Origin of the sequence: Streptomyces sp. NBC_00335 (assembly GCF_036127095.1) — a bacterium.
GTDB lineage: Bacteria > Actinomycetota > Actinomycetes > Streptomycetales > Streptomycetaceae > Streptomyces.
In genome coordinates, this window is record NZ_CP108007.1 from 138943 (window position 1) to 160588 (window position 21646).

Sequence of the window (21646 nt, forward strand, 5' to 3'; positions counted from 1 at the left end):
GCGCGTTCGCCGCGCTGGTGCTGCTCCTGATTCCCCCGATGGGAAGCGCCCACGACGACGGGGCGGGCCGCGGTGTCCGGCAAACCGGTGGTGCCGGGGCGCCGTGGCCCCGACACTGACCCCTTGTGTCCATGAACCTTCAGACCGGGCCCCTCTGTACGCGCGACTCGCTCGCCGCCGAGCTGCGCACGCTCGGCCTGCGCCCAGGCGAGACCCTGCTCGTGCACTCCTCCCTCAGCTCGCTCGGCTGGGTCTGCGGCGGCGCCGCCACGGTGGTCACGGCGCTGCTCGATGTCCTCGGGGATACGGGGACCCTGGTGGTCCCGACGCACTCCGGCGACAACTCCGATCCGGCGGACTGGGGGAACCCGCCGGTGCCCGAAGCGTGGTGGGCGCAGATCCGTGCCTCGATGCCGCCCTTCGACGCACGCACCACGCCCACCCGCGGCATGGGCGCCGTCCCGGAGGCCGTCCGCACCTGGCCGGGCGCCATCCGCAGCGGCCATCCGCAGACCTCCTTCGCCGCGCTGGGCCCGCGCGCCGCCACCCTCACGGACGGCCACGCGCCGCAATGCCGGCTCGGCGAGCGCAGCCCGCTCGCCCGGCTGGAGGAGGCCGGGGCGCGGATCCTGCTGCTGGGCGCGGGCTTCGACTCCTGCACGGCCTTCCACCTCGCCGAATACCGGGTTCCGGGTCCGGAGGTGGACAACTCCTTCGCCTTCATGACCCCGCAGGGCCGCCGCTGGACGACGGTGCGCGATACGCCGGTCTCCTCGGACGACTTCGACGCCCTGGGCGCCGACTTCGAGGAGGACCGTCCGGTGGTACGGGGCACGGTGGGCGGCGCGGAGGTCCGGCTGTTCGCGCTGGCCGAAGCCGTCGCCTACGCCGAGGGCTGGCTGGCCGCGCACCGGCCGTGAGCCCGTCGTCCGCCGACGTCAGTCGATGGCCTGGTAGAGCGTGGTCCAGAAGTCGCTCATGGCGCGCGGAGAATCCGGGGTGGACAGCCCGACCTGGGTGAGCAGCACTCCGGTGAGCTCGTTGGTCCTGTCCGCGTAGACGCTGGTGCCCGTACCGCCGAACCAGCCGAACTGGCCGGCGGGGGCGTGGTCCCCGCGATGGGTGCGCACCGCCATCCCGAAGCCCCAGCCGCCCTGCGAGCCCTGGCCGCAGGACAGGTGGGCGACATGGGAGAACATGGCTTCCCGGGCGGCCAGTTGACCGGGCGAGAGACGGTTGGTGGTCATCAGCTCGACGGCGGCGCGGGACAGGATCCGTTCGTTCCCGTGCATCCCGTGGTTCAGCAGCATCCGGAAGTAGGCGTGGTAGTCGTCGGCGGTGGAGACCAGCCCGCCCCCGGCGCCCTGGAACGCGGGAGGCGTGCTCGCCCTGCCGCCCGCCGCCTCGTCCCACACGAGGAACTCGCCGGTCTGCGGGTCGGGCCCGTACAGGGGCGGCAGGCGGTCGATCTTGTCTGCGGGCGTGTGGAAGGCGGTGTCCTTCATCCCCAGCGGATCGAGGACGCGTTCGCGCAGGAACGCCTCCAACGGCCGGCCCGCGACCCTGGAGACGAGCACACCGACCACCTCGTTGCTGAGGTCGTACTGCCACCGCACCCCGGGCTGGTACTGCAGCGGCAGCTCGCCGAGGCGCCGCATCCACTCGTCCGGCCCGGGCGCCGGCCCGGATGCCACGCTGTAGTCGAGGCGCTCGAAGGTCGCGGCCCGGATCGGGGAAGCCATCGACTCGAAGTCCACTCCGAGCCCGAAGGTGGAGGTCAGCAGGTCCCGTACGGTGATCGGCCGCTGCGCCGGCACGGTGTCGTCCAGCGGTCCGTCGGGCCGCCTCAGCACCTGCCGGTCGGCGAGTTCGGGCAGCCACGGGTCCACCGGGTCGTCCAGCCGCAGCCGGCACTCGTCGAGCAGGACCATCGCCGCCGCCATCGTGACCGGCTTGGACGCGGACGCCATCCGGAAGATCGTGTCCCGGCGCATCGGCGGGCCGCCGTCGTGACGCATCGTCCCGATCGCCTCGACGTGCGTCCGGCCGCCGCGGCCGACCAGCGCGACGAGGCCGGGAATCTTCTTGGACTCCACGTGCCGTGCCAGCACCTCGCGCAGTCGGATCAGACCTGCGTCGGAGAAGCCGTTGTTGTTGCTCGTGCTCATGATGAATCCCCTGTTCACGGTGTGGGTTCCCCCGGCGGCCGCGGAGGCCGTGGTGGCTGTCCGGCCCCTCGGAGGGGCCATGTGGAGAGCCTGCAGCCTTGACCCTGGGTCAAGGTCAAGCCACTGCCGCGCTATCCTCGCTCCGGTGATCGTCCGGACTTCCCGGCCGTCGCCGTCGCGGTCCGCGAGGCCGCTGCCGCCCACGATCCGGAGGTGTGCCGAGCCGATGGCAGAGGGACTCACGATCGGTCAGGCGGCGGCGTTCGCCGGCGTCACCATCAAGACCGTGCGGCACTATCACCGGCTCGGTCTGGTCGACGAGCCGGAACGCGACGGTTCCGGCTACCGCCGTTACCGGTCGGGCGAGCTGTTCCGGCTGGTCCAGGTCCGGACCCTGGCCGCGGCCGGTGTGCCGCTGGCGGAGATCGCAGACCCGCTCGACACCGATCCCGAGACGTTCGCCGCCACCCTGGACGAGGTCCGCCACCGGCTCACCGAACGGATCGAGGACCTGACCGCGCGCCGCGACAGGCTGCACCGGCTCGCCCACGGCGACCGGGCCCTGCTGCCCGACCGGGCCTGCGCGGTCCTGGAACGACTCGGTGAACTCGGCTTCGACCCCGAGTACGTGGCCGGTCAACGCGAAGCCCTGGTGCTGGCCGGGGCGCTGGTCCCGGAGATCTTCGACAGCTTCCTGACCCGGCTCGAACATTCGCTCCGCGACCCCGAGTCCGTCGAGCTGACCAAGCGCGGCTGGGATGCGAGGTCCTGGGATCCCGGCGACCCGCGGATCGAGGAGCTGGCGTCCGCGCTGGCCGGCAAGCTGCTGGCCGACCGTGCGCTGCTGGCCGTGCCGACCGGGTTCGGGAACCGGTCCGACGCCGCCTCCCGGTACGCGATGGTCAACCACCACCGGGAGGCGGCGTCCATCGCCCGGTTGAACTCACTGATCGAGGCGAAGCTCCGCGCGGCGGGCATCGCCGTCCCGCGCCAGTGACGGCGATGCCGGCCGCAGAAGCCCCGCGAGCCGCGCCTCCAGCCCCGCCCGGCAGTCGGGCCATTCCGCCGCGGTGACCGAATACATCGCGGAGTCGCGGAGCAGGCCGTCCTCGCCCGGGGCCCAGGAGCGGGACCAGTTGCGGAGCACGCCCTCGAAGCGTGCGCCGGCCCTCTCGATCGCGGCGCGCGAACGGGCGTTGCGGGCGTCCGTCTTCAGATCGAGCCGGGCCACGCCCCAGTTCTCGAAGGCGTGCCGGAACAGCAGGTACTTGGCCTCGGTGTTCATCCCCGAGCCCTGGGCCGAAGCCGCGAGCCAGGTGTACCCGACCTCGATCGCGTACAGGCCCTCCCCGGTCGTCGGCCACGGCCGGGGGTCCCAGTAGGCGGTGGCCCCGACCGCCCGCCCGGACGCCTGCTCCACCTGCGCGTACGGCGCCAGTTTCCCCGCGTCGCGACGGGCGAGCTGGGCGTCGATGTACCCCCCGACCCGGTCCGCGGTGGGTACCCACGTGAATCCGTAGGGGCTGCGGTCCTCTTCCGCCGCCACGGCCAGGTCCGCCGCGTGGCGGTGCTCCAGCGGCTCCAGCCGTATGAGCGCGCCGTCCAGGACCGGTCCATCGAGTACGAAGGTCATGATCGCAGCGTTCCAGAGCCGCTTCGCCGTGTCGCGCGAATTCGGCGGGGGCCGGAGCAGGGATCAACGGCTGCCACCTGGCCGCCGAACACCCCGAACCGGTCGCGGCCCTCGTCGACGTCGACGCCCCCGCCGAGCTCCCCGACCACGCCTCTGCCGCGCCGCGCCGGGCCCCGCCCGGAGCCGGGCCGTCGGCCTCGACGGGAGATAGAACGCGGGACAGTCCGGACCCCCGTCGTTACACTGCGCCCAGTTGATCAAGTGGTATGGGGGCGGCCGGTGTTGGAGCGAACGGCGACACGGGTGTGCCCGTTGTGCGAGGCGACGTGCGGGCTGAGCATCACCCTGTCGGACGAGGTCGTCACCCGGGTCAAGGGGAACCGGGACGACGTCTTCAGCAAGGGCTACCTCTGCCCGAAGGGCGCCTCCCTGGGCCGGTTCGACAGCGACCCCGACCGGCTGACCGCCCCGCTGGTGCGCCGGCCCGACGGCGGTTTCGACGAGGTGGGCTGGGCCGAGGCCTTCGCCGCCGTCGAGCGCGGGCTGCGGGGGGTGACGGAGCAGCACGGCAAGGACGCCGTGGCCCTCTACATGGGCAACCCGGTCATCCACACGCTGGCCCTGCCGCTCTACATGCTGGTCCTGCGCGAACGGCTCGGCACGCGCAACATCTACTCCTCCACCACCCTCGACACCATGCCCAAGAGCGTGGCCTGCGGCTGGATGTACGGGGACCCGCTCGCCTTCCCGCTGCCGGACATCGACCGCACCGACCACCTGCTGGTCCTGGGCGCCAACCCCATGGAGTCCAACGGCAGCCTGTGGACCGTCGCCGACCTGCCGGGCCGCCTCAAGGCCCTGCGGGCACGCGGCGGGCGCCTCGTCGTCGTCGACCCGCGCCGCACCCGCACCGCGGACCTCGCGGACGAGCACGTCCCGATCCGCCCGGGCACCGACGCCCTGCTGCTGCTCGGCATCGTGCACACGCTGTTCGACGAGGGCCTGGCGACCGACCCCGGTCCCGGCTTCGCCGGCTTCGACGAGCTGTCCGTCCAGGTGAAGGGGTTCGCCGCCGAAGACGTCGCGGACGCCTGCGGGATCCCCGCGCGGACCATCCGTACGCTCGCCCGCGAGCTGGCCGCGGCGCCCACCGCCGCCGTGTACGGGCGACTGGGCACCTGCACCACGGAGTTCGGCACCCTCACCAGCTGGCTGGTGGACGTGGTCAACATCGTCACCGGGAACTTCGACCGCCCCGGCGGAGTGCTCTTCGGGGAGGCCCCGCACGCCACCCGCCGCCCCGCCGAACCGTTCCGCACCGGCCGCTGGCACAGCAGGGTCCGCGGACTGCCGGAAGCCAACGGCGAGCTGCCCACCGCGACCCTCGCGGACGAGATCGAGACGCCGGGCGAGGGGCGGGTACGGGCCCTGCTGTGCATCGCCGGCAACCTGGTCCTCGCCTCCCCGCAGGGCGAACGGCTCGACCGGGCCCTGCCCGGACTGGACTTCATGGTCTGCGTCGACCCCTACCTCAACGAGACCACCCGCCACGCGTCCGTCATCCTGCCGCCGCCGAGCGCCCTGGAATCACCCCACTACGACGTGGTCCTGGCCGGCCGCTCCGTCCGCCGCAACGCCCGCTTCTCCCCGCCCGTACGGACCCTGGCGCCCGGGCGCCCCAGCGAGGCGGAGATCCTCGCCCGGCTGGTCCTCATCGCCTCGGGCAAGAGCGCGGCCGGGGACCCCGACAGCGTGGACGAGGCACTGACCGACCTGACCCTGAGGGCCGCCTCCGGCCGCCCGGGGGCGCCCCTGCACGGGCGCGAACCGGCCGCGCTCAAGCGGGAGCTGACCGGGGACGGCGCACTGGAGCGGCGGCTCGACCTGATGCTCCGGCTCGGACCCGCCGGCGACCTGTTCGGGAAGCGTCCCGACGGCCTGAACCTGGCCCTGCTCAAGGAGACCCCGAACGGCATCGACCTCGGGCCGCTGCGGCCCCGCCGCGAAGAGGTCGTGATGACCGCCTCCGGGCTCGTGGAACTGTGCCCGCCCGCCATCACCGGGGACCTGCCCCGGCTCGACGCGCGGATGCGGGAGCTGGACGGCGGCGGGTTCGTGCTCATCTCCCGCCGCCAGCTGAAATCCGTCAACAGCTGGTCCCACAACATCGCGAGCCTGTCCGGCGGCACCAACCGCTGCGCCCTGGAGATCAGCACGGGGGACGCCGACCGCCTGGGCGTCACCGCCGGAGACCTGGTCCGGGTCCGGAGCCGCACCGGCGAGGTGGTGGTGCCTGTGGAACCCACCGACCGGCTGCGCGAGGGCGTGCTGAGCCTCCCGTACGGCTGGGGGCACGGGCGCCGGGGCAGCCGGCTCGCGCACGCGGCCACCCAGCCGGGCGTGAGCATGAACGCGCTCACCGACGGCTCGGTCGTCGACCCGCTCTCCGGCACGGCCGTCTTCAACGGGGTGCCCGTGCGCCTGGAGAGGCTTCCGGACGAAGCCGCCGGACGGAAAGCGGAAAGCTGAACTCCGAATGGCGTGCATTCCGCGTCATTTGAATTGCTGATCGCCCCGGGGGAAAACTTTTCAGACATCCGGCGCGTCCCTAGACTGGCCAAGTGAGTCCGATCGCCAGTCATTGGGAGATTCCGTGAGTCTTGCCCGTCGCATCATGATTCCTGCCGTTTCCATGGTGCTCCTTGCCGGGGTGGCCACCGCGGCGAATGCCGTGGAAGAGCCCACGACAGATTCCATGAGCAGTCTGGTGTGTTCGCCGACGCAGACCGCCATCACCGATGTGCCGCACCGGCTTTTCGCCGCCTGGAACAACGGGGACGCGGCCGGAGTCGCCGCCCAGTTCACGACGGACGGGCACATGATTCCGAGCAATGGCGCCTACCTCACCAGCAGGACGGCGATCCAGTCCTTCTACCAGGGCGCCTTCGCGGGCCCCCTCGCGGGCACCCGGATGATCGGCAAGCCGCTCACCGTGCGCTGCCTGTCCAACTCCACGGCCGTGATCGACGGGCTCGGCGGGCTGCTCAAGCCCGGTGACACCTACACCGAGCCGGAGCAGGTGCCGATCGGCCAGCGCATCATCGTCTCCTGGACGGCGGTCCGCGTCGGCAACGCCTACTACATGAAGGAATTCCAGAGCACCACCATTCAGGGCTGATCCCCCGGCCGGCTGCCGCGAGGAAATCGAGAGGAACGGAGAGTTTCGTTGCCACGCACGGTGCTGGTCACGGGAGGAAACAGGGGAATCGGGCTCGCCATTGCCGAGGAATTCCTCGGACGCGGCGACCGGGTTGCCGTCACCTACCGGAGTGAACCGCCGGACGGTAAATTCCTCGCCGTTCGGTGCGATGTCGCCGACCCGGAACAGATCGACGCCGCATTCGCCACGGTCGAGGCCGAACTGGGGCCGGTGGAGATTCTCGTGTCCAATGCCGGGATAACCGAGGACCGGCCCATGCTGCGGATGCTGGAAGAGCAATTCTCCCGGGTCATCGACACCAATCTCACCGGCGGCTGGCGCTGCGCCCGGCGGGCCCTGCCCAAAATGCTGCGCGGCCGGTGGGGGCGGATCGTCTTCGTGTCCTCCGTCGCCGGACTGCGCGGCAACCAGGGCCAGGTCAACTACGCCGCCAGCAAGGCCGGCATGGTCGGCATGGCACGCTCGCTCGCCCGCGAGGTCGCCACGTCCGGCATCACCGTGAACGTGGTGGCACCCGGCCTGATCGAGACCGACATGACCGCCGCCCTGTCCGGAGCCCGCAAGAGCACGCACCTGGCGGAGATCCCGGCGGGCCGGGCGGGCCGCCCCGAGGACGTGGCCGACACGGTGGCCTGGCTCGCGGGGGAGCGGGCCGGCTACGTCACGGGCGCGGTCGTGCCCGTGGACGGCGGCCTGGGAATGGGGCACTGATCCCATGACCACCAGCCTTCCCGCGACCTCGCCCGCGACCTCGCCCGCGACCTCGCCCGCGCCCGCGACCTCGCCCGCCACCGGCGGCCTGCTCGCCGGCAAACGGATCGTCATCACCGGTGTGATCACCGAGCGGTCCATCGCGTTCGCCGCCGCCCGGATCGCCCAGGAACAGGGCGCCCGGATCGTCCTCACCGGCTACGGCCGGATGTCCCTGGTCGAACTGGTCTCCCGCCGGCTGCCCGAGAAGCCGCCGGTCGTGGAACTGGACGTGACCGACCCCGGACACCTCGCCCGGCTCCCGGAACTGGTGGGCGAGCACCTCGGCGGGATCGACGGAGTACTGCACTCCATCGCCTTCGCCCCATCGAGCTGTCTCGGCGGTTTCCTCACCGCACCCTGGGAGGACGTGGCCACCGCCGTCCACACGTCCGCCTACTCCTACGTCTCCCTCGCCAAGGCGCTGCTGCCCCTGATGGGCAGCGGCGGCTCGGTGGTCGGCCTCACCTTCGACGCCACGAAGGCCTGGCCGGGGTACGACTGGATGGGCGTGGCCAAGGCCTCCCTGGAGTCCGCCAACCGCTATCTCGCACGGGAGGCAGGCCCGCTGGGCATCAGGTCCAACCTGGTGGCGGCCGGCCCGCTGCGGACCACCGCCGGGAAGGCCATCCCGGGCTTGGCCCGCACCCAGGACGACTGGGCGGCGAAGGCACCCCTGGGCTGGAACATCACCGAGACGGAGCCCACGGCACGGGCCTGCGCCGCGCTGCTCTCCGACTGGTTCCCGGCGACCACGGGCGAGATCGTCCACGTCGACGGGGGACACCACGCGATGGGCGCCTGAGCAGAAGACCGCAGCACGAAAGGGGGGTGCCCCGGACCGCACGCGCGGCCCGGGGCACCCCCTCTTTCCCGGCCCGGGGTCAGAGCGCGAAGCTGCTGCCCGCCTCGGGAACCACCAGGCGCTCGGCCGAGCCCGCCTTCTCGAAGGCGGCGCTGACGGCGTCCTGACCCTCGGTGAAGTGCTGCCAGCCGTCCTGGTGCACCGCGAGCACCTTGCGGGCGCCCAGCAGCTCGGCCACCTCCACCGCCTGCTCGGAGGTCAGCGACAGCAGCGTCGGGCCGAACGGGGCGAGCTGCGCCGCGCCCACGTGCAGCACCGCCAGGTCGACGCCGGCCCCGCCGAGCCGCTCCGCGAGGGCCTTCACCGGCTCCAGGGAGACGTTGTCGCCGCTGACGTACACGGTGGGCAGGCCCTCGCCGGTGAGCAGGAAGCCGGTGACGGCGCCCAGCATCGGCTCGGTACCGGCCGGGCCGTGCTGCGCCGGCACCGCGGTGACCACGAGCCGGCCGCCGTCCGGGCGCTCCAGTACGTGCTCGGCCCAGGGCGCCAGCCCCGTACCGCCGACGCGCTCCGCGGACTGCTCGGTGGTGAGGACCAGCGCGACCTCCTCGAGGAAGGCGCGCCCGGCCCCGTCGAGGTTGTCGGGGTGCTGGTCGTGCGACAGCAGGACGGCCGCCACCGTACCCAGCTGGTCGGGGTCAAGCGCCGGTCCGGCCACCTTGTGCAGAGCCACCGGGCCCAACTCGTAGGAGGAACCGGCGGTGTCGAAGGTCGGGTCCGTCACGAACCGCAGCCCGCCCAGGTCGATGACCACGGTGGGGCCGCCCACCGCGGTGACGGCGAGCTGTGCGGCGGTGTTCTCTGTCATGGAACTGCTCCTCGAAAAGTGCGATTCGAACGGTGGGATGGGAAAGCGAAGGGGGAGACGGAGGGGAGAGGCAGAGGGCGGGCCGGTCAGCCGGGATCCACGACCACCAGGCCCCCGGTGAACCCCCGCGGCAGCCGCAGCGGGTGCCAGAGGTGGCCGACGTCCTGGTCCGGAGCCCCGGCCAGCGAGCGGACCCCGGTGCCCACGGCCTTCACGTACGCCTCCCGCCTGGTCCAGACGTCCAGCCACAGCAGGTCCCCGGTCCGGCCGGCGGCCCGGCCCAGGCGGGCGCGTTCGGCGGGGGAGAACAGCCGCCGTGCCAGCTCCGCGGCGCGGGGGACCGTACGGACCTCCTCGACGTCCACACCGACCCGGGTCCGGGGCGCGAGCCCGGTGCCCACGGCGACGGCGACCAGACCCGCGGCGTGCGCGATGCTCACGTCCACCCCCGGGGCGCCCGTCACCCACGGCCGCCCGGCCCGGTCCACGGCGAGGCCCACCCGGGCGGGCGGCCGCCCGAGCATCCGCCCCAGCACACTGCGCAGCACGTACCGGGCCAGGACGAACTCGGCCCGGCCCAGCGGATCGGAGACGGCGTCGTACCGGGAGCGCTCCTGCGGGGCCAGCGCGGCGGCGGCCAGCTCCGCCACCGCGGCGGCCGGCAGACCGCGCCCGTCGGCCCACCAGGCGCGTACGACACCGGGGCCCGCGGCGACCTGCCCCGCCGGGGCGATCCGCCCTGCCGGGACGATCCGCCCCGCTGCGCCGATCCGCCCCGCCGGGGCGACCACGGTCGCCGCCGCACCGTCCGATCCGCTCGGTATCACGGCCGGCCGGTCGCCAGTACCCGGTCGGCCAGCTCGTCCTCGGTCAGGCCGAAGTGCGAGGTGAGGGCGCTGATCCAGCGCTCCAGGCCGAAGGCCACGCAACCGGTGAAGGCGGGCTCGCCGTCCGCGGTGCGGATCTCGCAGCGCTCGCCGAAGAAGTTGCGGTGGAAGTTGAGCGAGCCGATGGCCAGCGACCCGTCGAAGACGAACTCCTCCTTGACCGGGAAGAGCTGGGCCATCAGCGCGCGTCCCGCGCTCGCGTCGAAGAAGGGGTCGGTGGCGGCCTCGATCTCGACCGGCAGCCCGAGCTCCGACAGATAGCCCGTGATCTTCTTCCGGAACAGTTCCAGGTGGGCCAGGACCTCGTCCCGGGTGCCGACGCACACGATCTCCCGCATGCTGAAGCCCAGCAGCCGGCGCAGCGCGTCGTAGTGCGTCTCGCGGCGGAAGCAGGTGGCGACGGTGGTCACCTTGTGGGGACCTTCCGTCAGCGTGCGGCCCGCCAGATCGAGGTAGACGTTGTAGCAGGCCGCCGAAGGCAGTGCGTACGAGGCCTCCGTGAGGTGCCCCGCCGGCAGGGAGGCCTCGCGGGGCCCGCCCGTCGCGTACTGCGGAGCGGCCTCCTCCGTGAGGGCCGCTCCCAGGATGGCCAGCTGCGGGAAGTTCTGGAAGTAGTCCAGCCTGTGCAGGTCCTCGACCCGCATCAGGGGCGGGTACTGCACCGCGTCGGCGCCGACCTCGGCCGCCCAGCCGGTGAACACCCCTTCGAGCGTGGCCCGCAGCCTCAGCGCACCGGGCCCGAGGGTCGCGAGACCGCCGCGCGTCGAAGGGCTGCGGCCGGCCTCCGGACTACTCGGACTCATGGAAGAACCTCTTTCGAATCGAGTTGATCGTACGAAAATCAGACGGCGTTACGTGCTCCATCAAGATCTCTTCACCCGTCTGCTCCTCCAGTACGTAGAGGAAGTTGACGAAGCCGAGGGAGTCGAGGATGCGGTTCTCGACCAGGTCGAGGTCCGGATCGATCGAGGTCAGCTCCGGCCGCTTGGTCAGCAGGTACCGGACCACGGCGTCGAACCCGGCGGGCTTGTGCTCCGTTGCCCCGCTCATGAGCGCGGCAGAACGTCGTCGGTGAAGATGCCCTCGTTCACGAGGAAGCTCATCGAGCGCTTGAGCATCTTGCGCTCCAGCTCGTGGAAGGCCGGGTCGGCCAGCACCTCGTTGCGCACCTGGTAGGGGTTCGCGATGCCCGCGTCCTTGAAGGCCGCCGGGTTCACCAGGCCGTCCACGGACTTGCGCAGGTACCGCTTGAGGTACAGCTCCAGCTCGGCCAGCTCCTCGGTGCTCAGCTTCTCCCGCAGCTGACGGTGCAGGTGCGAGACGATCTGCCGGCCGAAGGCGACGTGCCGGGACTCGTCCTGGTGGTGGATCGCGTTGATCTTGCGGATCGTGGGGTGCAGCCGGTCGTCGTCGCCCATCCGCTTGTTGAAGAAGTCGACGACCTCTTCGAAGAGCAGCAGCCGCGCGAAGACGAGGAAGTGGGCGGACTCGCCCTCGGACTTCATCTCCAGCTGGACGCCCTTGTCCGGGTAGACCTTGCCGCCGTACAGCAGGCAGAACCGGGCGAAGAACCACATGTGCGCGTTCTCCTCGCCGATCATGTGGTGGAAGTACTCGGAGGAGAGGGCGAAGTCCTTCGTGTGGATCCGGGCGATGATCTCGGTGATCAGCTCACGGATGCCGTCGACGTTCAGGCTGTAGAAGTTGACGCTCTCCCACTTGCTGATCGCCCACTTCTGCTCCTCGGTGAACGACTCGGCCACCTTGGTCCCGTGGATGGACAGCAGCTCCGGGGTCATCCAGTACTGGTCCTCCGGCAGCGAGTCCGGCCAGTCGAACATCGTGTACGGGTCGTAGTGGTCGCGCTCGGACATCGACACGAGCCGGTCGAGTATGGACTGCAGCTGTGCGTCGGCCTGCAGCACGGGCGTGCTCATCGGATTCTTCTTCCTCTCTCAGGTGCCGGAGCCGTTGCCGGCCCCCGCCGTCTCGCGCGGAGCGGGCTGCTCCGCCGAGAGCTGGATGTCGGTCTGGTGGCGCGGGTGGGCGAACAGGCCGCCGCGGCGGTACCCGTTCACCGGTTCGTCCGCATGGTGTTCCGTGGGCAGCAGCCGGTTCAGCAGCGAGCCGGTGAAGGCCTGCGCGATGTCCGGGTGCGGGGCCTCGGCGTGGTGGTCGGCCAGGATGACGAAGGCCGGGTCCACGTTCTTGACCAGGCCGTCCTCGTCCACGACCTCCAGCCACGAATGGGCGAGGTCGAGCATCCCCATGATCCAGCCGCGCCGGGTACGGGCCTCGAAGCCGGCCTCCCGGCACCGTTCGGCCAGCTCCAGGCAGACCGAGATGCAGGGGGCGTAGCCCTGGGCCAGCACCTCGTCCTTGCGCCACTGGAGTTCCTCGGGCATCCGGCCCCAGCGGAACCGGTCGGGCCCGTACGAGGTCACGATCTCGCGCAGCCGCTCCGAGACGATCTCCCGCCGCTCCCCGGAGGTCACGAGCACCCCGGAGGCGGTCAGCCCGGACGTGCCGCTCGCGGTGATGTCCTTCTCCCCGAGCGAGGCCCCCTCGGGCCCGATCGACAGGGACTCCGTCCAGCCGCCGCTCAGCTCCGGGTGGGGCGTGGCCAGGTTCCAGTCGGTGCGCTCCGGTTCGCCCTCGCCGTGGGCGGCCGGCGGGGTCAGCGCGACGGAGTAGTTCCAGCGCTGGGGCCGGAACAGGGCCTCGGGATCGGCGTGCATCCAGCGCAGGGCGTAGCGCATCGTCTTCTCGGGCACGGAGGTCCCGGACCCGGAGTAGAGCGCGAGGTTCACCAGGTCGAAGCGGTCGAAGCGTTCGGCCCCCGGGGTCCCGCCGTGCGGCAGGCCGGCGCGCAGCAGCTCGTCGAGGATCTCCGGCCCGCACTGGAGCAGTTCGAGCGCGGCCTCCCGCTCCACCCACTCGTCGCGCAGCTCGGGCGGGATCACCAGCAGGTCGCGCAGCGAGTCGAGCCAGCCCTCCGGTCCGCGGGGTGCGGCGGGGCGGGTCCACGGCTTGGCTTCGATGTTCATCCGTTGCTCCCGGAGGACGTCGGGCTTGTCGGGTTCGGCGGGGTCAGGGGCGAGAAGAGGGCGCGCAGCGCCGCCTTGTCGGGCTTTCCGTAGGAGGCCGTGGGGATGTCCGGGACGAACTCGAACCGCCCGGGCGCGTGGGCGGCGCCCAGGGCCTCGCGCACCGAGGCGCGCAGCTCCTCCGCGAGGCCGGGCCGGCCGTCCTCCCGCGGGTCCTCCCGGGAAACACAGACGGCGACCAGGGCCTCGCCCGTGAGCGGGTCGGGCACCCCGATGACGGCGGCGCGCCGGATGTCCGGATGGGCCGTCAGCACGTTCTCGACGGCCTGCGGATAGCAGTTGGTCCCGTCCACGATGACCAGGTCCTTCGCCCGCCCGGTCAGGTACAGGTAGCCGTCCTCGTCGATCACCCCGAGGTCGCCGGTGCTCAGCCAGCCGTCCCGCAGCACCTCCGCGCTCAGGCCGGGCCGCTGCCAGTAGCCCGCCATCACGGTGGGCCCGGACACCTCGACCGCGCCTTCCGTACGGGGCCCCAGCGCGCGGCCGTCCCCGCCGGTGACCCGGAGGGACACCCCGGGCACCGCGCGGCCGACCGAGCCGAACAGCTCGGGGCGGGAAGCGGCGGCCGCCGCGTGGTCCTCGGGACCCAGGCTGGTGATCGCGATGGCCTCGGTCAGCGCGTAGCTCTGCCGCAGCCGGGGGCCGAGGCCGCGGACCGCCTGGGCGAGCCGGTGCGGGGTCACGGGCGCGCTGCCGTAGCTGACGGCCGCGAGCCCGGAGAGGTCCGTGTCCGCCAGGGCGGGGTGGTCCAGGAGCCGGTACAGGTACGGCGGGTAGAGGTACGTGGTGACCGGCCGGCCCTCGGCGGAGGCCTCGGCGATCCGCACCAGCAGCACGTCCGCGTCGAACTCGTCGAACAGCTCGACGCTCACGTGGTGGCGCAGCAGCCCGCAGGCGATCGCACCCGCGGCGTGCGCCATCGGCGTCATGGCCAGGAACCGCAGCCCCGGCGGGGGCGCCGCGCCCGCCCAGGCCCCGGCGGCCGCGGTCAGCGCGCCGAAGGTGTACACGACCCCCTTGGGCAGGCCGGTGGTGCCGCCCGTGTACAGCACCCGGGCGACGTCCTCCTCCCGGGCTTCCACCGCCAGCGGGGCGTCCGACCGCAGGGCGGCCTCGGCGAGCAGGTCGGTCACCTCCGGGTCCGCGCCGGGGCCGAGGCCGAACAGCAGCTTCACCCCGGCCGCGCGGGCGAGTTCGGCCATCCGGGGCCCCGGCAGGATCGGCCCGGCGCAGGCGAGGATCACGGCCGCGGGGGCGGCGTCGCGCAGGATGTGCTCGGCGACCTGCTCGCCGCCGGCCGCGTACACCGGGGTGTAGCTGATGCCGAGGAGGTGCGCGGCCAGCCCCACCGCCGACATCTCGATCGGGTTGGCGGCCAGCAGGACGAGCCGGTCCCCGCGGCCCAGGCCCGCGTCCCGCAGGACCCGGGCCGTGCGGTAGGCCAGCGAGAGGAGCTCGGCGAAGGTCATGGACCGCTCGCCGTGGATCAGCGCGGTGCTCCCGCCGCGGGCGGCGAACTGCTCGATGGCGCTGGTGACGTACGCGGCGGGGGCGCCGGAGTCGGGCGTGGTCACGGGGTCTCCTGCCCGGGGGCGGCTGTGGTGGGGGCGGCGGTGGTCGTGGTGGTCGTGGTGGTGGCGGTCGCGGCGGCGGTCGCGCCGGACGCCGTGCTCGTACGGAAGCGGCAGGCGGAGCCGCCGGTGCGCAGGCACTCCACCCGGTGGTCGCTGACCTCCGTCTTCAAGCCCTCGAACCAGCCCGCCCGCATCTGCGGGCACGGGCACTCGTAGCCCTCCAGCGTCCCGGCGCGCGCGAGCATCTCCAGGGCGAAGTTGCGGGTGACCGCCGTCTCGAAGGACTCCTCGCCGGTGACCTTGTTGGAGGCCTCCACGGCGTCCCCGGTCATCAGCTCCGAGATGCCGGTCAGCGCGCCGGCCAGCTCTGCGGCGGAGAGCCCCGGGGCCAGCCCCTCTTCCCGGGCGTAGGCGGAGGCGATCCGCCGGGTGACGAACTGCATCGCCTCCGCGTTGACCTCGTTCGCCGCGTCCTGGCCGAACCGCCGCGCGACCCCCTGGTACCAGCGGGCGTCGTGCAGCCACCAGAACTGGCGCAGCAGGTCGGCGGAGGGCTCGCCGGGGCCTGCCGGTACGGGTGCCGGGGAGGCGGAAGGGGTCACGGTGTCCTCGTCCTTCGGGAGGGAGGGGCGGATTCGGCTGGTGCGGTGGTTCCGGTGGTTCCGGTGGTTGCTGTGGTTGCTGTGGCTCCGGTTGCTTCGGGCGCTTCCGGTGCGGGAGCGGTCTCTTCACCGGCCCGGCGGGCCGTCAGACCGCCTCCGGGGCCTTGCCGAGCACGAGGCTCACGTTGTGGCCGCCGAAGGCGAAGGAGTTGGACACCGCCGCCTCGGGCGCCGCCGCGCGGGGCGCGCCGCGTACGTGGTCGAGTGCGCACTCCGGGTCCGGCCGGTCGAGGTTGGCCGTCGCCGGGAGGCTCCGGTGGTGCAGGGCGAGTACGGTCGCCGCCGCCTCCACCGCGCCCGCCGCGCCCAGGAGATGGCCGATGGCGCCCTTGACCGAGCTGACCGGCGGCCCGTCCTCGCCGAACACCGCGCGGACGGCCCGCGCCTCGGCCAGGTCGCCGACCTTGGTGCCGGTCCCGTGGGCGTTGACGTAGCCGATGTCCCGGGGCGAGAGCCCCGCGTCCGCCAGCGCGCGCCGCATGGCGTCCGCCGCGCCCTCGCCGTCGGGCCGGGGCGAGGTCGGGTGGTGGGCGTCGCTGGTCGCGCCCCAGCCCAGCACCCGCCCGTAGGCGTGCGCCGAACGGGCGCGGGCGTGGGCGGCCCGCTCCAGGACGAGGATCCCGGCGCCCTCGGCCAGGACGAAGCCGCTGCGGTCCAGGTCGAACGGGCGGCTGGCCGCCGCCGGATCACCCGTACCGGCGCGGGCCAGGGCGCGGGCGTTGCCGAAGGAGGTGGCCACGGAGGGGGCGAGCGCGGTGTCGGTGCCCCCGCAGATCACCACGTCCGCGGTGCCCTCGCGGATCAGCCGCAGGCCCTCGGCCACCGACATCGCCCCCGCCGCGCAGGCCGTGGCGATGGAGCTGCTGAGTCCGCGGACGCCGTGGCGGATGGCGATGCGGGCCGCCGCCATGTTGGGGAGCATGCCGGGAAGGAGGTACGGGCTGACCGCGGCCCGGCCCCGGGAGGCGCGGGCCACGGCCTGCTCCTCGTAGGTCGCGAGCCCGCCGGCGCCGGTGGAGACCACCACCGCCACCCGGTCCGCCGCCACGTCCTGGCCCACCGTCAGCTTCGCGTCGCCGAGCGCCTCGTCGGCTGCGGCCAGCGCCATGAGCACGAACCGGTCGACCGACCGCGCCTCGGTGCGCGGCAACAGGTCCAGGGCGGAGATCTCGGGGGCCACCCCGGCCACGTCGGCGCCGGTCGCGGCCCACACCTCCCCCTCCAGGCGGCGCAGCCCCGAGCGCTGGGCCGCGAGCCCGTCGACGAAGGCCGGTACGCCGATCCCCAGCGGGGTGACCAGCCCGATCCCGGTGACCCAGACGTCGTACTGCTCCCGGAGCCCGCTCCTCACGATGCCTCCCCGGCGTCGGGCGAGGCGTCGGACGAGGCGTCGGACGAGCCGTCCGGCGAGGCGTCCGGCACGGACCGTACGAGCAGGGCGCGGGCGCTCGCCGACGCGCCGTCCGGGCCGACCTGCTCCACGAGCAGCAGCAGCGCCTCGTCGGCGTCGCCCCCGTTGGCCAGGAAGCGGGCGACGTCCAGGGCTTCGCCCAGCGGATCGGCGCCCGCCGCGTCGGGGCTGAAGCAGATCACCGGACCACGCAGCCCCCAGCGCTTGGCGATGTGGCCGACCACCGCGTTGGGCACGGACTGGAAGAACAGCAGGGGCGCCGCGGGCCGGCCGGCGTCCACGGCGACCGCGGTCGCCGTGTGGGTCTCCAGGTCGCCGCCCCGGGAGGCCAGCACGATCGCCGTGCGCCCGGCCCGCCGTACGCGCTCCTCCTCGCCGGGACCGGCCGGCCCGCCGCCGGGCTCCACCGCGCCGGGAGCTCCGTGGACCTGCTCCAGGCAGCGGTCGGCGGCGGCCGAGGCCATCGGGCTGAAGGAGGACACGGCGAAACCGGCCAGCGGCACCGGCAGTTCGGGGTCGCCCGGGACCGGCCAGGCGCCCTCCGCGAGGACCTCCGCGGCTGCCTCGGAGCGGGTGGAAAGGGTGGCGGAGGGGAGGGGGGAAGGGGTCATGGCGCGCTCACCACCAATGCGGTGTTGGCCCCGCCGAAAGCGGCGTTCAGGCTGAGGACGTGCCGGGGGGAGACCCGGCGGGGCGAGCCGAGGACCAGGTCCAGGCGGCAGTCGTCGTCGGGACCCAAGTGCCCCGCGTTGACGGGGAGTTCCCCGCTGCGCAGGACCAGCAGGGTGACGGCGAGTTCGAGCATCCCGGACGCCTCCAGACTGTGCCCGTGGAGGGACTTCGTGGAGCTCACCGGGATGCCGTCGACCGCGTCCCCGAGGGCGAGGCGCAGGGCCGCGCTCTCCGAGGAGTCGTTGGCGGGCGTGCCGGTGCCGTGGGCGTTGACGTAGCCGATGTCCGCGGGCGTCAGCCCGGCCCGGTCCAGCGCGGCGCCGATGGCCCGGGCCATGCCGAGGCCCTCGGGGTGCGGCCGGCACACGTGGTGGGCGTCGCCGGCCAGGCCCCAGCCGGACAGGACGGCGAGCGGCCGGGCTCCGCGGGCGGCGGCGGCCCGCGCGGACTCCAGGACCACCGCGCCGACGCCGTCGCCGAGCAGCAGGCCCTTGCGGCCGGAGCTGAAGGAGCGCAGGACGCCGTCGGGGGAGAGCGCCCGGCCGGCGGAGAACAGCGCGAAGTTGTCCTCGTCCACGAGGTAGCCCGCGGAGACGACCACGCGGTCCTGGCGGCCGGTGCGGATCCGTACGGCCGCCTCGGAGACCGCCGTGCTGGCGGCCACACAGGCGTTGGTGTAGGTCCGGGCCGCGCCGAGCAGCCCGCAGGCCCGCGCCAGTTCGGCCGCGGTGTCCGAGATCGCCGACTTGCCCTGCACGGCCAGTGGCCGGCGGGCCACGGCCGGATCGGTGTGCCGGCCCAGCAGGAGCGGAGCCTGCGCGCGCTCGGCCGGCGACAGACCGGCCTGCTCGCAGGCCTCGTCCACGACCCGGCGCAGCTCCTCGTCCAGGTCGGGCGCGCCCGGCAGTACGGCGGCGACGCCCGTGCGGTACCGGTCCGTGGCGAAGCGCCCGACCGGGCCGAACGCCGCCCGGGAGGCGGCCAGTCCCCGCCCGAGGGCCTCCTCGCCGCGGCCGAAGGCGCTGGTGACGCCGAGCCCGGTGACGACGACCGCCCGGTCCGCCCCGGTCACGAGGCGCTCCCGCCCGGTACGGAGGCGGCCGGCGCGCCCGCCAGTACCGCCACGGCGCCGTCGACCGTGTCCATGGCCTCCAGCTCCTCGTCGAGGTCGATCCGTATGCCGTACCGCTCCTCGACCACGTGCACCAGCCAGGCCAGCTGCAGGGAGTCGATCCGCTCGCCCACGTCGCCCGGGGCGCACTCGTCGTGCTGGGCGAGCAGGGCGATCACCTCCGGGCGGCCGGGGGCGGGGGACCGGCCGCTCACGCCGGGCCGGCCTGGGCCGCGACCTGGGTCCGGCGCTGCTCGACCTGGGAGACGAAGGCGCCGAGGGTCATGGTCTGCAGGGCCTCGACGTCCTCGTCGGTGAACTTGACCCCGTACTCCTCCTCGACCTGCATGACGAGTTCGGCGGTGGTCAGCGACTCCAGCTCCAGGCCGTCGTCCCCGATGGGGGTGTCGTCGCCGACCCCGGCCGTGTCGAGGTTCATGGTTTCGAGGGTGTTCACTACGAAGGCGCGCACGGGGTTGCTCATGAGCCGGCTCCTTGTATCAGTGTTCGTATGGGTGTTCAGGACTTGTCCGGGCACCGGGGACGAGTGGGGGATTCGGTGTCCCGTGTAGAGGTGTGGCTCGCGGTCCCGGTCGGTGACCAGCGCAGGCACGCGCACGCGCTGCTGCGGCGGGCCGCGGCGGCGGTGCTGGGCGTCCGGCCCGAGGGCCTGGCCGTGGCCCGGGAGCCGGGCGGACGGCCCTACGTGGTGTCACGGCCCGGCGCCCGGGACCACGGGTCGCGGCCGCCGGTACGGGTGAACGTGAGCGTGAGCCACACCCGCGGCCTGACCGCGGTGGCGGTCTGCACCGGCGGAGACGTGGGCGTGGACGTGGAGCCGGCCCGCGAGCTCCCGGCGGTCGCCCTCGCCCGGCGCTGGTTCGGCGAGGAGGACGTCCGCTGGATCGAGGGGCACGCACCCGACCTGCGGGCCCGCGCCCTGCTGTGGGTCTGGACGCACAAGGAGGCGCTGGGCAAGGTGCTCGGCACCGGGCTGGCCGGCGGAGGCCGACTGGGGCCGGTTCCGCTGCCCGCCGCCGGCCTGCCGCAGCAGCCCGCCGGGCGTCCGGTGACCCTGCGGGAGATCTTCCCGGGCGCGGGCCTGACCAGCGCCGTTCCCGACGGTCCCGAGGGCTACGTGCTGTGCGTGGCCGGTGGCCCGGGGACCGAGGGCGCAGAGGTGTCCGTCACCCGCGTGGACGGCTGAAGTCCGGCGCGGGGCCACGGGGTTCACGCCCCTTCCAGGGCGGCCGCGGCCCGCAGCGCGGCCGGGTCCCGTACCGGCTTCCCGGTGGTCGTCCGGGGCAGCGCGGCCAGCGCGTGGATGCGGCGCGGCAGCTTGAAGCCGGCCACCCGCTCGGCGAGCAGGCTCTCCACGGCACGCGTGGTGACCTCCTCGCCGAGGACCGCGTAGGCCTCGATGGCCCCGTCGTGGACCACCACCGCCTCGCGCACGCCGGGCAGTTCGGACAGGGCCCACTCGACCTCGGTGAGGTCGACCTTGAGCCCGCCGACCGACACCTGGGAGTCGAGCCGGCCGAGGACGGCCATCAGCCCGGTCTTCGGGTCGAGCGTCCCGGCGTCGTGGGTGCGCAGCCAGCCGTCCGCCCAGCGGCCGGGGCCGGCCGGACCCAGGTACGGGCTGGCGGGGAGCCGTACCAGGAGTTCGCCGTCCACGAGCTTCGCCTCGATGCCCGGAGCCGTGTGCCCCGTGGCGGGCCGGGAGGCCCCGGACAGGTCGGCCGCGATGACGCCCGTCTCCGTCATCCCGTACACCTCGCCCAGCGGTACGGAGTACCGCGCGGCGAACGCCTCGGCGACCCCGGGCCGGACCGATTCGCCGGCGGATATCGCCCGGACCAGATGCGGCAGCGGCGGGGGAGCGGAGACCGAGGCGAGCAGCTGCGCGTGGAACGGCACGCCCGTGATCACGGTCGGCGCGGTCCGCGCGGCCACGGCGGCGAGGATCCCGTCGGCGCTCATCCGCTCCGGCAGCACGATCTCGACGCCCGCGTGCAGACTGTGCAGGATCCCCGCCATCAGCCCCATCGCGTGGATGAGGGAGTTGAGGACCACGATGCGCTCGCCGCGCCGGGGCATGCCGGGGATCAGGGTGTAGCGGTGGACCTCGGCGACGAGGTCCGCGGCCGTGCGCCCGATCACCTTGGAGGGGCCGGTGGAACCCGAGCTGAGCTGGACGAGCGCGTGCCCGCTCGCGGCCGGGAGCCCCCCGGGGTACGGCTCGACCACGGCGTCGACCGCGTGGAAGCCGCGCAGGACGCCGAGGCGCACCGGTCCGGCCGGCCGGACGAGGAACTGGGGGGCGGTCCGCCGCAGCGCTCGCTCGCTCTCGTGGGCGGTCAGCCGGTGGTCGAGCAGGATCACCTGGGCCCCGGTCCGCCAGGCGGCCAGCAGATGGGTGAGCAGCGCGAGCGACGGGGGCAGCTGGAGCGCCACCGATCCGCCGCGGCGCAGTCCGGCCCGTCCCAGCTCCGTGTGGCGGGTTCCCACCTCGCGGCGGAAACCGGCGCGATCCAGCCGTTCGCCGATGTGCACCGCGGGCTCGGCCTCGTCGTGGCCGGCGTGCAGGAGCAGCTCGTCGACCCAGTTTCCGTCGTGCTGTTCCGGATCCGTTGTCCCGGGCCCGGGGCCCCCGAAATCGCTGATCACGAACAAACATCTCCCCGTCGCACTGCCCCGTCGCGCTGCTGATTCACCCTGGCTGGCTCAGCAGTTCCGCATAATAGAAACGACCCCTCAGGGACTGTCAAGCGTCAT

At 73.5% G+C, this 21646-nt stretch carries 23 protein-coding genes; 7 read left to right on the forward strand and 16 right to left on the reverse strand.

What is annotated here, in order from left to right; genetic code table 11:
• Positions 1–131 precede the first annotated feature (131 nt).
• Positions 132–920, forward strand: coding sequence for an aminoglycoside N(3)-acetyltransferase (locus tag OHA37_RS40040; protein WP_266914387.1), 789 nt, complete (start codon positions 132–134; stop codon positions 918–920).
• 18 nt (positions 921–938) lie between these two features.
• Here the strand turns inward: OHA37_RS40040 and OHA37_RS40045 are convergent, their stop codons facing one another.
• Positions 939–2168, reverse strand: a complete 1230-nt coding sequence (locus tag OHA37_RS40045; RefSeq protein WP_266914388.1) for a serine hydrolase domain-containing protein — start codon at positions 2166–2168, stop codon at positions 939–941.
• Positions 2169–2394: 226 nt separating this feature from the next.
• Between OHA37_RS40045 and OHA37_RS40050 the strand changes: the two genes are divergently transcribed.
• On the forward strand, positions 2395–3165 hold the full coding sequence (locus tag OHA37_RS40050) for a MerR family transcriptional regulator (RefSeq protein WP_266914389.1): 771 nt from the start codon (positions 2395–2397) through the stop codon (positions 3163–3165).
• Here OHA37_RS40050 and OHA37_RS40055 read toward each other — a convergent pair.
• Positions 3112–3801, reverse strand: coding sequence for a GNAT family N-acetyltransferase (locus OHA37_RS40055; protein ID WP_266914390.1), 690 nt, complete (start codon positions 3799–3801; stop codon positions 3112–3114). The two genes, OHA37_RS40050 and OHA37_RS40055, sit on opposite strands and share 54 nt — an antisense overlap.
• 303 nt (positions 3802–4104) lie before the next feature.
• On the opposite strand from OHA37_RS40055, the gene OHA37_RS40060 reads away from it, so the two are divergent.
• The 4 genes from OHA37_RS40060 (at position 4105) to fabI (ending at position 8576) form a co-directional block, all read left to right on the forward strand.
• On the forward strand, positions 4105–6330 hold the full coding sequence (locus OHA37_RS40060; protein ID WP_323182429.1) for a molybdopterin-dependent oxidoreductase: 2226 nt from the start codon (positions 4105–4107) through the stop codon (positions 6328–6330).
• Between the two features lie 226 nt (positions 6331–6556).
• Positions 6557–6979 (forward strand): SgcJ/EcaC family oxidoreductase, encoded by a 423-nt coding sequence (locus OHA37_RS40065; RefSeq protein WP_266914391.1) that lies wholly within the window; start codon positions 6557–6559, stop codon positions 6977–6979.
• A gap of 48 nt (positions 6980–7027) precedes the next feature.
• A complete protein-coding gene (locus tag OHA37_RS40070) occupies positions 7028–7732 on the forward strand; it encodes a 3-oxoacyl-ACP reductase family protein (RefSeq protein WP_266914392.1) in 705 nt (234 codons plus the stop codon).
• Positions 7733–7736: 4 nt separating this feature from the next.
• On the forward strand, positions 7737–8576 hold the full coding sequence (fabI, locus tag OHA37_RS40075; RefSeq protein WP_266914393.1) for an enoyl-ACP reductase FabI: 840 nt from the start codon (positions 7737–7739) through the stop codon (positions 8574–8576).
• 79 nt (positions 8577–8655) lie between these two features.
• Here the strand turns inward: fabI and OHA37_RS40080 are convergent, their stop codons facing one another.
• The 13 genes from OHA37_RS40080 to OHA37_RS40140 all read right to left on the reverse strand — a co-directional run bounded on the left by OHA37_RS40080 (position 8656) and on the right by OHA37_RS40140 (position 19352).
• Positions 8656–9444 carry an MBL fold metallo-hydrolase gene (locus OHA37_RS40080; RefSeq protein ID WP_266914394.1) on the reverse strand — a complete coding sequence of 263 codons (789 nt, stop codon included), beginning with the start codon at positions 9442–9444 and terminating at the stop codon, positions 8656–8658.
• A gap of 86 nt (positions 9445–9530) precedes the next feature.
• Positions 9531–10271, reverse strand: coding sequence for a 4'-phosphopantetheinyl transferase family protein (locus tag OHA37_RS40085; RefSeq protein WP_266914395.1), 741 nt, complete (start codon positions 10269–10271; stop codon positions 9531–9533).
• On the reverse strand, positions 10268–11134 hold the full coding sequence (locus OHA37_RS40090; protein WP_266914396.1) for an aminoacyl--tRNA ligase-related protein: 867 nt from the start codon (positions 11132–11134) through the stop codon (positions 10268–10270). The genes OHA37_RS40085 and OHA37_RS40090 overlap by 4 nt, the downstream gene beginning before the upstream one ends.
• The gene (locus OHA37_RS40095) at positions 11121–11381 is read right to left on the reverse strand and encodes an acyl carrier protein (RefSeq protein ID WP_266914397.1); all 261 of its coding nucleotides are present in this window, start codon (positions 11379–11381) and stop codon (positions 11121–11123) included. The genes OHA37_RS40090 and OHA37_RS40095 overlap by 14 nt, the downstream gene beginning before the upstream one ends.
• On the reverse strand, positions 11378–12268 hold the full coding sequence (locus OHA37_RS40100) for a diiron oxygenase (protein WP_266914398.1): 891 nt from the start codon (positions 12266–12268) through the stop codon (positions 11378–11380). Before OHA37_RS40100 ends, OHA37_RS40095 begins: the two co-directional genes overlap by 4 nt.
• 18 nt (positions 12269–12286) lie before the next feature.
• Positions 12287–13378 carry a hypothetical protein gene (locus OHA37_RS40105; protein ID WP_266914399.1) on the reverse strand — a complete coding sequence of 364 codons (1092 nt, stop codon included), beginning with the start codon at positions 13376–13378 and terminating at the stop codon, positions 12287–12289.
• Positions 13375–15012 carry an AMP-binding protein gene (locus OHA37_RS40110; protein WP_266914400.1) on the reverse strand — a complete coding sequence of 546 codons (1638 nt, stop codon included), beginning with the start codon at positions 15010–15012 and terminating at the stop codon, positions 13375–13377. The genes OHA37_RS40105 and OHA37_RS40110 overlap by 4 nt, the downstream gene beginning before the upstream one ends.
• Positions 15009–15614 (reverse strand): L-2-amino-thiazoline-4-carboxylic acid hydrolase, encoded by a 606-nt coding sequence (locus OHA37_RS40115; protein ID WP_266914401.1) that lies wholly within the window; start codon positions 15612–15614, stop codon positions 15009–15011. The genes OHA37_RS40110 and OHA37_RS40115 overlap by 4 nt, the downstream gene beginning before the upstream one ends.
• Before the next feature lie 145 nt (positions 15615–15759).
• Positions 15760–17025 carry a beta-ketoacyl-[acyl-carrier-protein] synthase family protein gene (locus OHA37_RS40120; protein WP_266914403.1) on the reverse strand — a complete coding sequence of 422 codons (1266 nt, stop codon included), beginning with the start codon at positions 17023–17025 and terminating at the stop codon, positions 15760–15762.
• Positions 17022–17696, reverse strand: a complete 675-nt coding sequence (locus OHA37_RS40125) for a beta-ketoacyl synthase chain length factor (RefSeq protein WP_266914405.1) — start codon at positions 17694–17696, stop codon at positions 17022–17024. Before OHA37_RS40125 ends, OHA37_RS40120 begins: the two co-directional genes overlap by 4 nt.
• The gene (locus tag OHA37_RS40130) at positions 17693–18829 is read right to left on the reverse strand and encodes a beta-ketoacyl-[acyl-carrier-protein] synthase family protein (RefSeq protein WP_266914407.1); all 1137 of its coding nucleotides are present in this window, start codon (positions 18827–18829) and stop codon (positions 17693–17695) included. Before OHA37_RS40130 ends, OHA37_RS40125 begins: the two co-directional genes overlap by 4 nt.
• Complete coding sequence (locus tag OHA37_RS40135; protein WP_266914409.1) at positions 18826–19083, reverse strand: acyl carrier protein; 258 nt, start codon at positions 19081–19083, stop codon at positions 18826–18828. Before OHA37_RS40135 ends, OHA37_RS40130 begins: the two co-directional genes overlap by 4 nt.
• Complete coding sequence (locus OHA37_RS40140; RefSeq protein ID WP_266914411.1) at positions 19080–19352, reverse strand: acyl carrier protein; 273 nt, start codon at positions 19350–19352, stop codon at positions 19080–19082. Before OHA37_RS40140 ends, OHA37_RS40135 begins: the two co-directional genes overlap by 4 nt.
• Before the next feature lie 75 nt (positions 19353–19427).
• Here OHA37_RS40140 and OHA37_RS40145 point away from each other — a divergent pair, with 75 nt between their 5' ends.
• Entirely contained in the window at positions 19428–20075 is a 648-nt protein-coding gene (locus OHA37_RS40145) for a 4'-phosphopantetheinyl transferase family protein (protein ID WP_266914413.1), read from the forward strand.
• Between the two features lie 23 nt (positions 20076–20098).
• On the opposite strand, the gene OHA37_RS40150 is transcribed toward OHA37_RS40145, so the two are convergent.
• Positions 20099–21535 (reverse strand): class I adenylate-forming enzyme family protein, encoded by a 1437-nt coding sequence (locus OHA37_RS40150; RefSeq protein WP_443046368.1) that lies wholly within the window; start codon positions 21533–21535, stop codon positions 20099–20101.
• Positions 21536–21646 lie beyond the last annotated feature (111 nt).

What these genes read in the sequence shown, in the direction of transcription:
- OHA37_RS40040 (WP_266914387.1), top strand. Translation starts at nt 132, where the DNA reads ATGAACCTTCAGACCGGGCCCCTCTGTACGCGCGACTCGCTCGCCGCC.
- OHA37_RS40045 (WP_266914388.1), bottom strand. Translation starts at nt 2,168, where the DNA reads ATGAGCACGAGCAACAACAACGGCTTCTCCGACGCAGGTCTGATCCGA.
- OHA37_RS40050 (WP_266914389.1), top strand. Translation starts at nt 2,395, where the DNA reads ATGGCAGAGGGACTCACGATCGGTCAGGCGGCGGCGTTCGCCGGCGTC.
- OHA37_RS40055 (WP_266914390.1), bottom strand. Translation starts at nt 3,801, where the DNA reads ATGACCTTCGTACTCGATGGACCGGTCCTGGACGGCGCGCTCATACGG.
- OHA37_RS40065 (WP_266914391.1), top strand. Translation starts at nt 6,557, where the DNA reads ATGAGCAGTCTGGTGTGTTCGCCGACGCAGACCGCCATCACCGATGTG.
- fabI (WP_266914393.1), top strand. Translation starts at nt 7,737, where the DNA reads ATGACCACCAGCCTTCCCGCGACCTCGCCCGCGACCTCGCCCGCGACC.
- OHA37_RS40080 (WP_266914394.1), bottom strand. Translation starts at nt 9,444, where the DNA reads ATGACAGAGAACACCGCCGCACAGCTCGCCGTCACCGCGGTGGGCGGC.
- OHA37_RS40090 (WP_266914396.1), bottom strand. Translation starts at nt 11,134, where the DNA reads ATGAGTCCGAGTAGTCCGGAGGCCGGCCGCAGCCCTTCGACGCGCGGC.
- OHA37_RS40095 (WP_266914397.1), bottom strand. Translation starts at nt 11,381, where the DNA reads ATGAGCGGGGCAACGGAGCACAAGCCCGCCGGGTTCGACGCCGTGGTC.
- OHA37_RS40100 (WP_266914398.1), bottom strand. Translation starts at nt 12,268, where the DNA reads ATGAGCACGCCCGTGCTGCAGGCCGACGCACAGCTGCAGTCCATACTC.
- OHA37_RS40105 (WP_266914399.1), bottom strand. Translation starts at nt 13,378, where the DNA reads ATGAACATCGAAGCCAAGCCGTGGACCCGCCCCGCCGCACCCCGCGGA.
- OHA37_RS40125 (WP_266914405.1), bottom strand. Translation starts at nt 17,696, where the DNA reads ATGACCCCTTCCCCCCTCCCCTCCGCCACCCTTTCCACCCGCTCCGAG.
- OHA37_RS40140 (WP_266914411.1), bottom strand. Translation starts at nt 19,352, where the DNA reads ATGAGCAACCCCGTGCGCGCCTTCGTAGTGAACACCCTCGAAACCATG.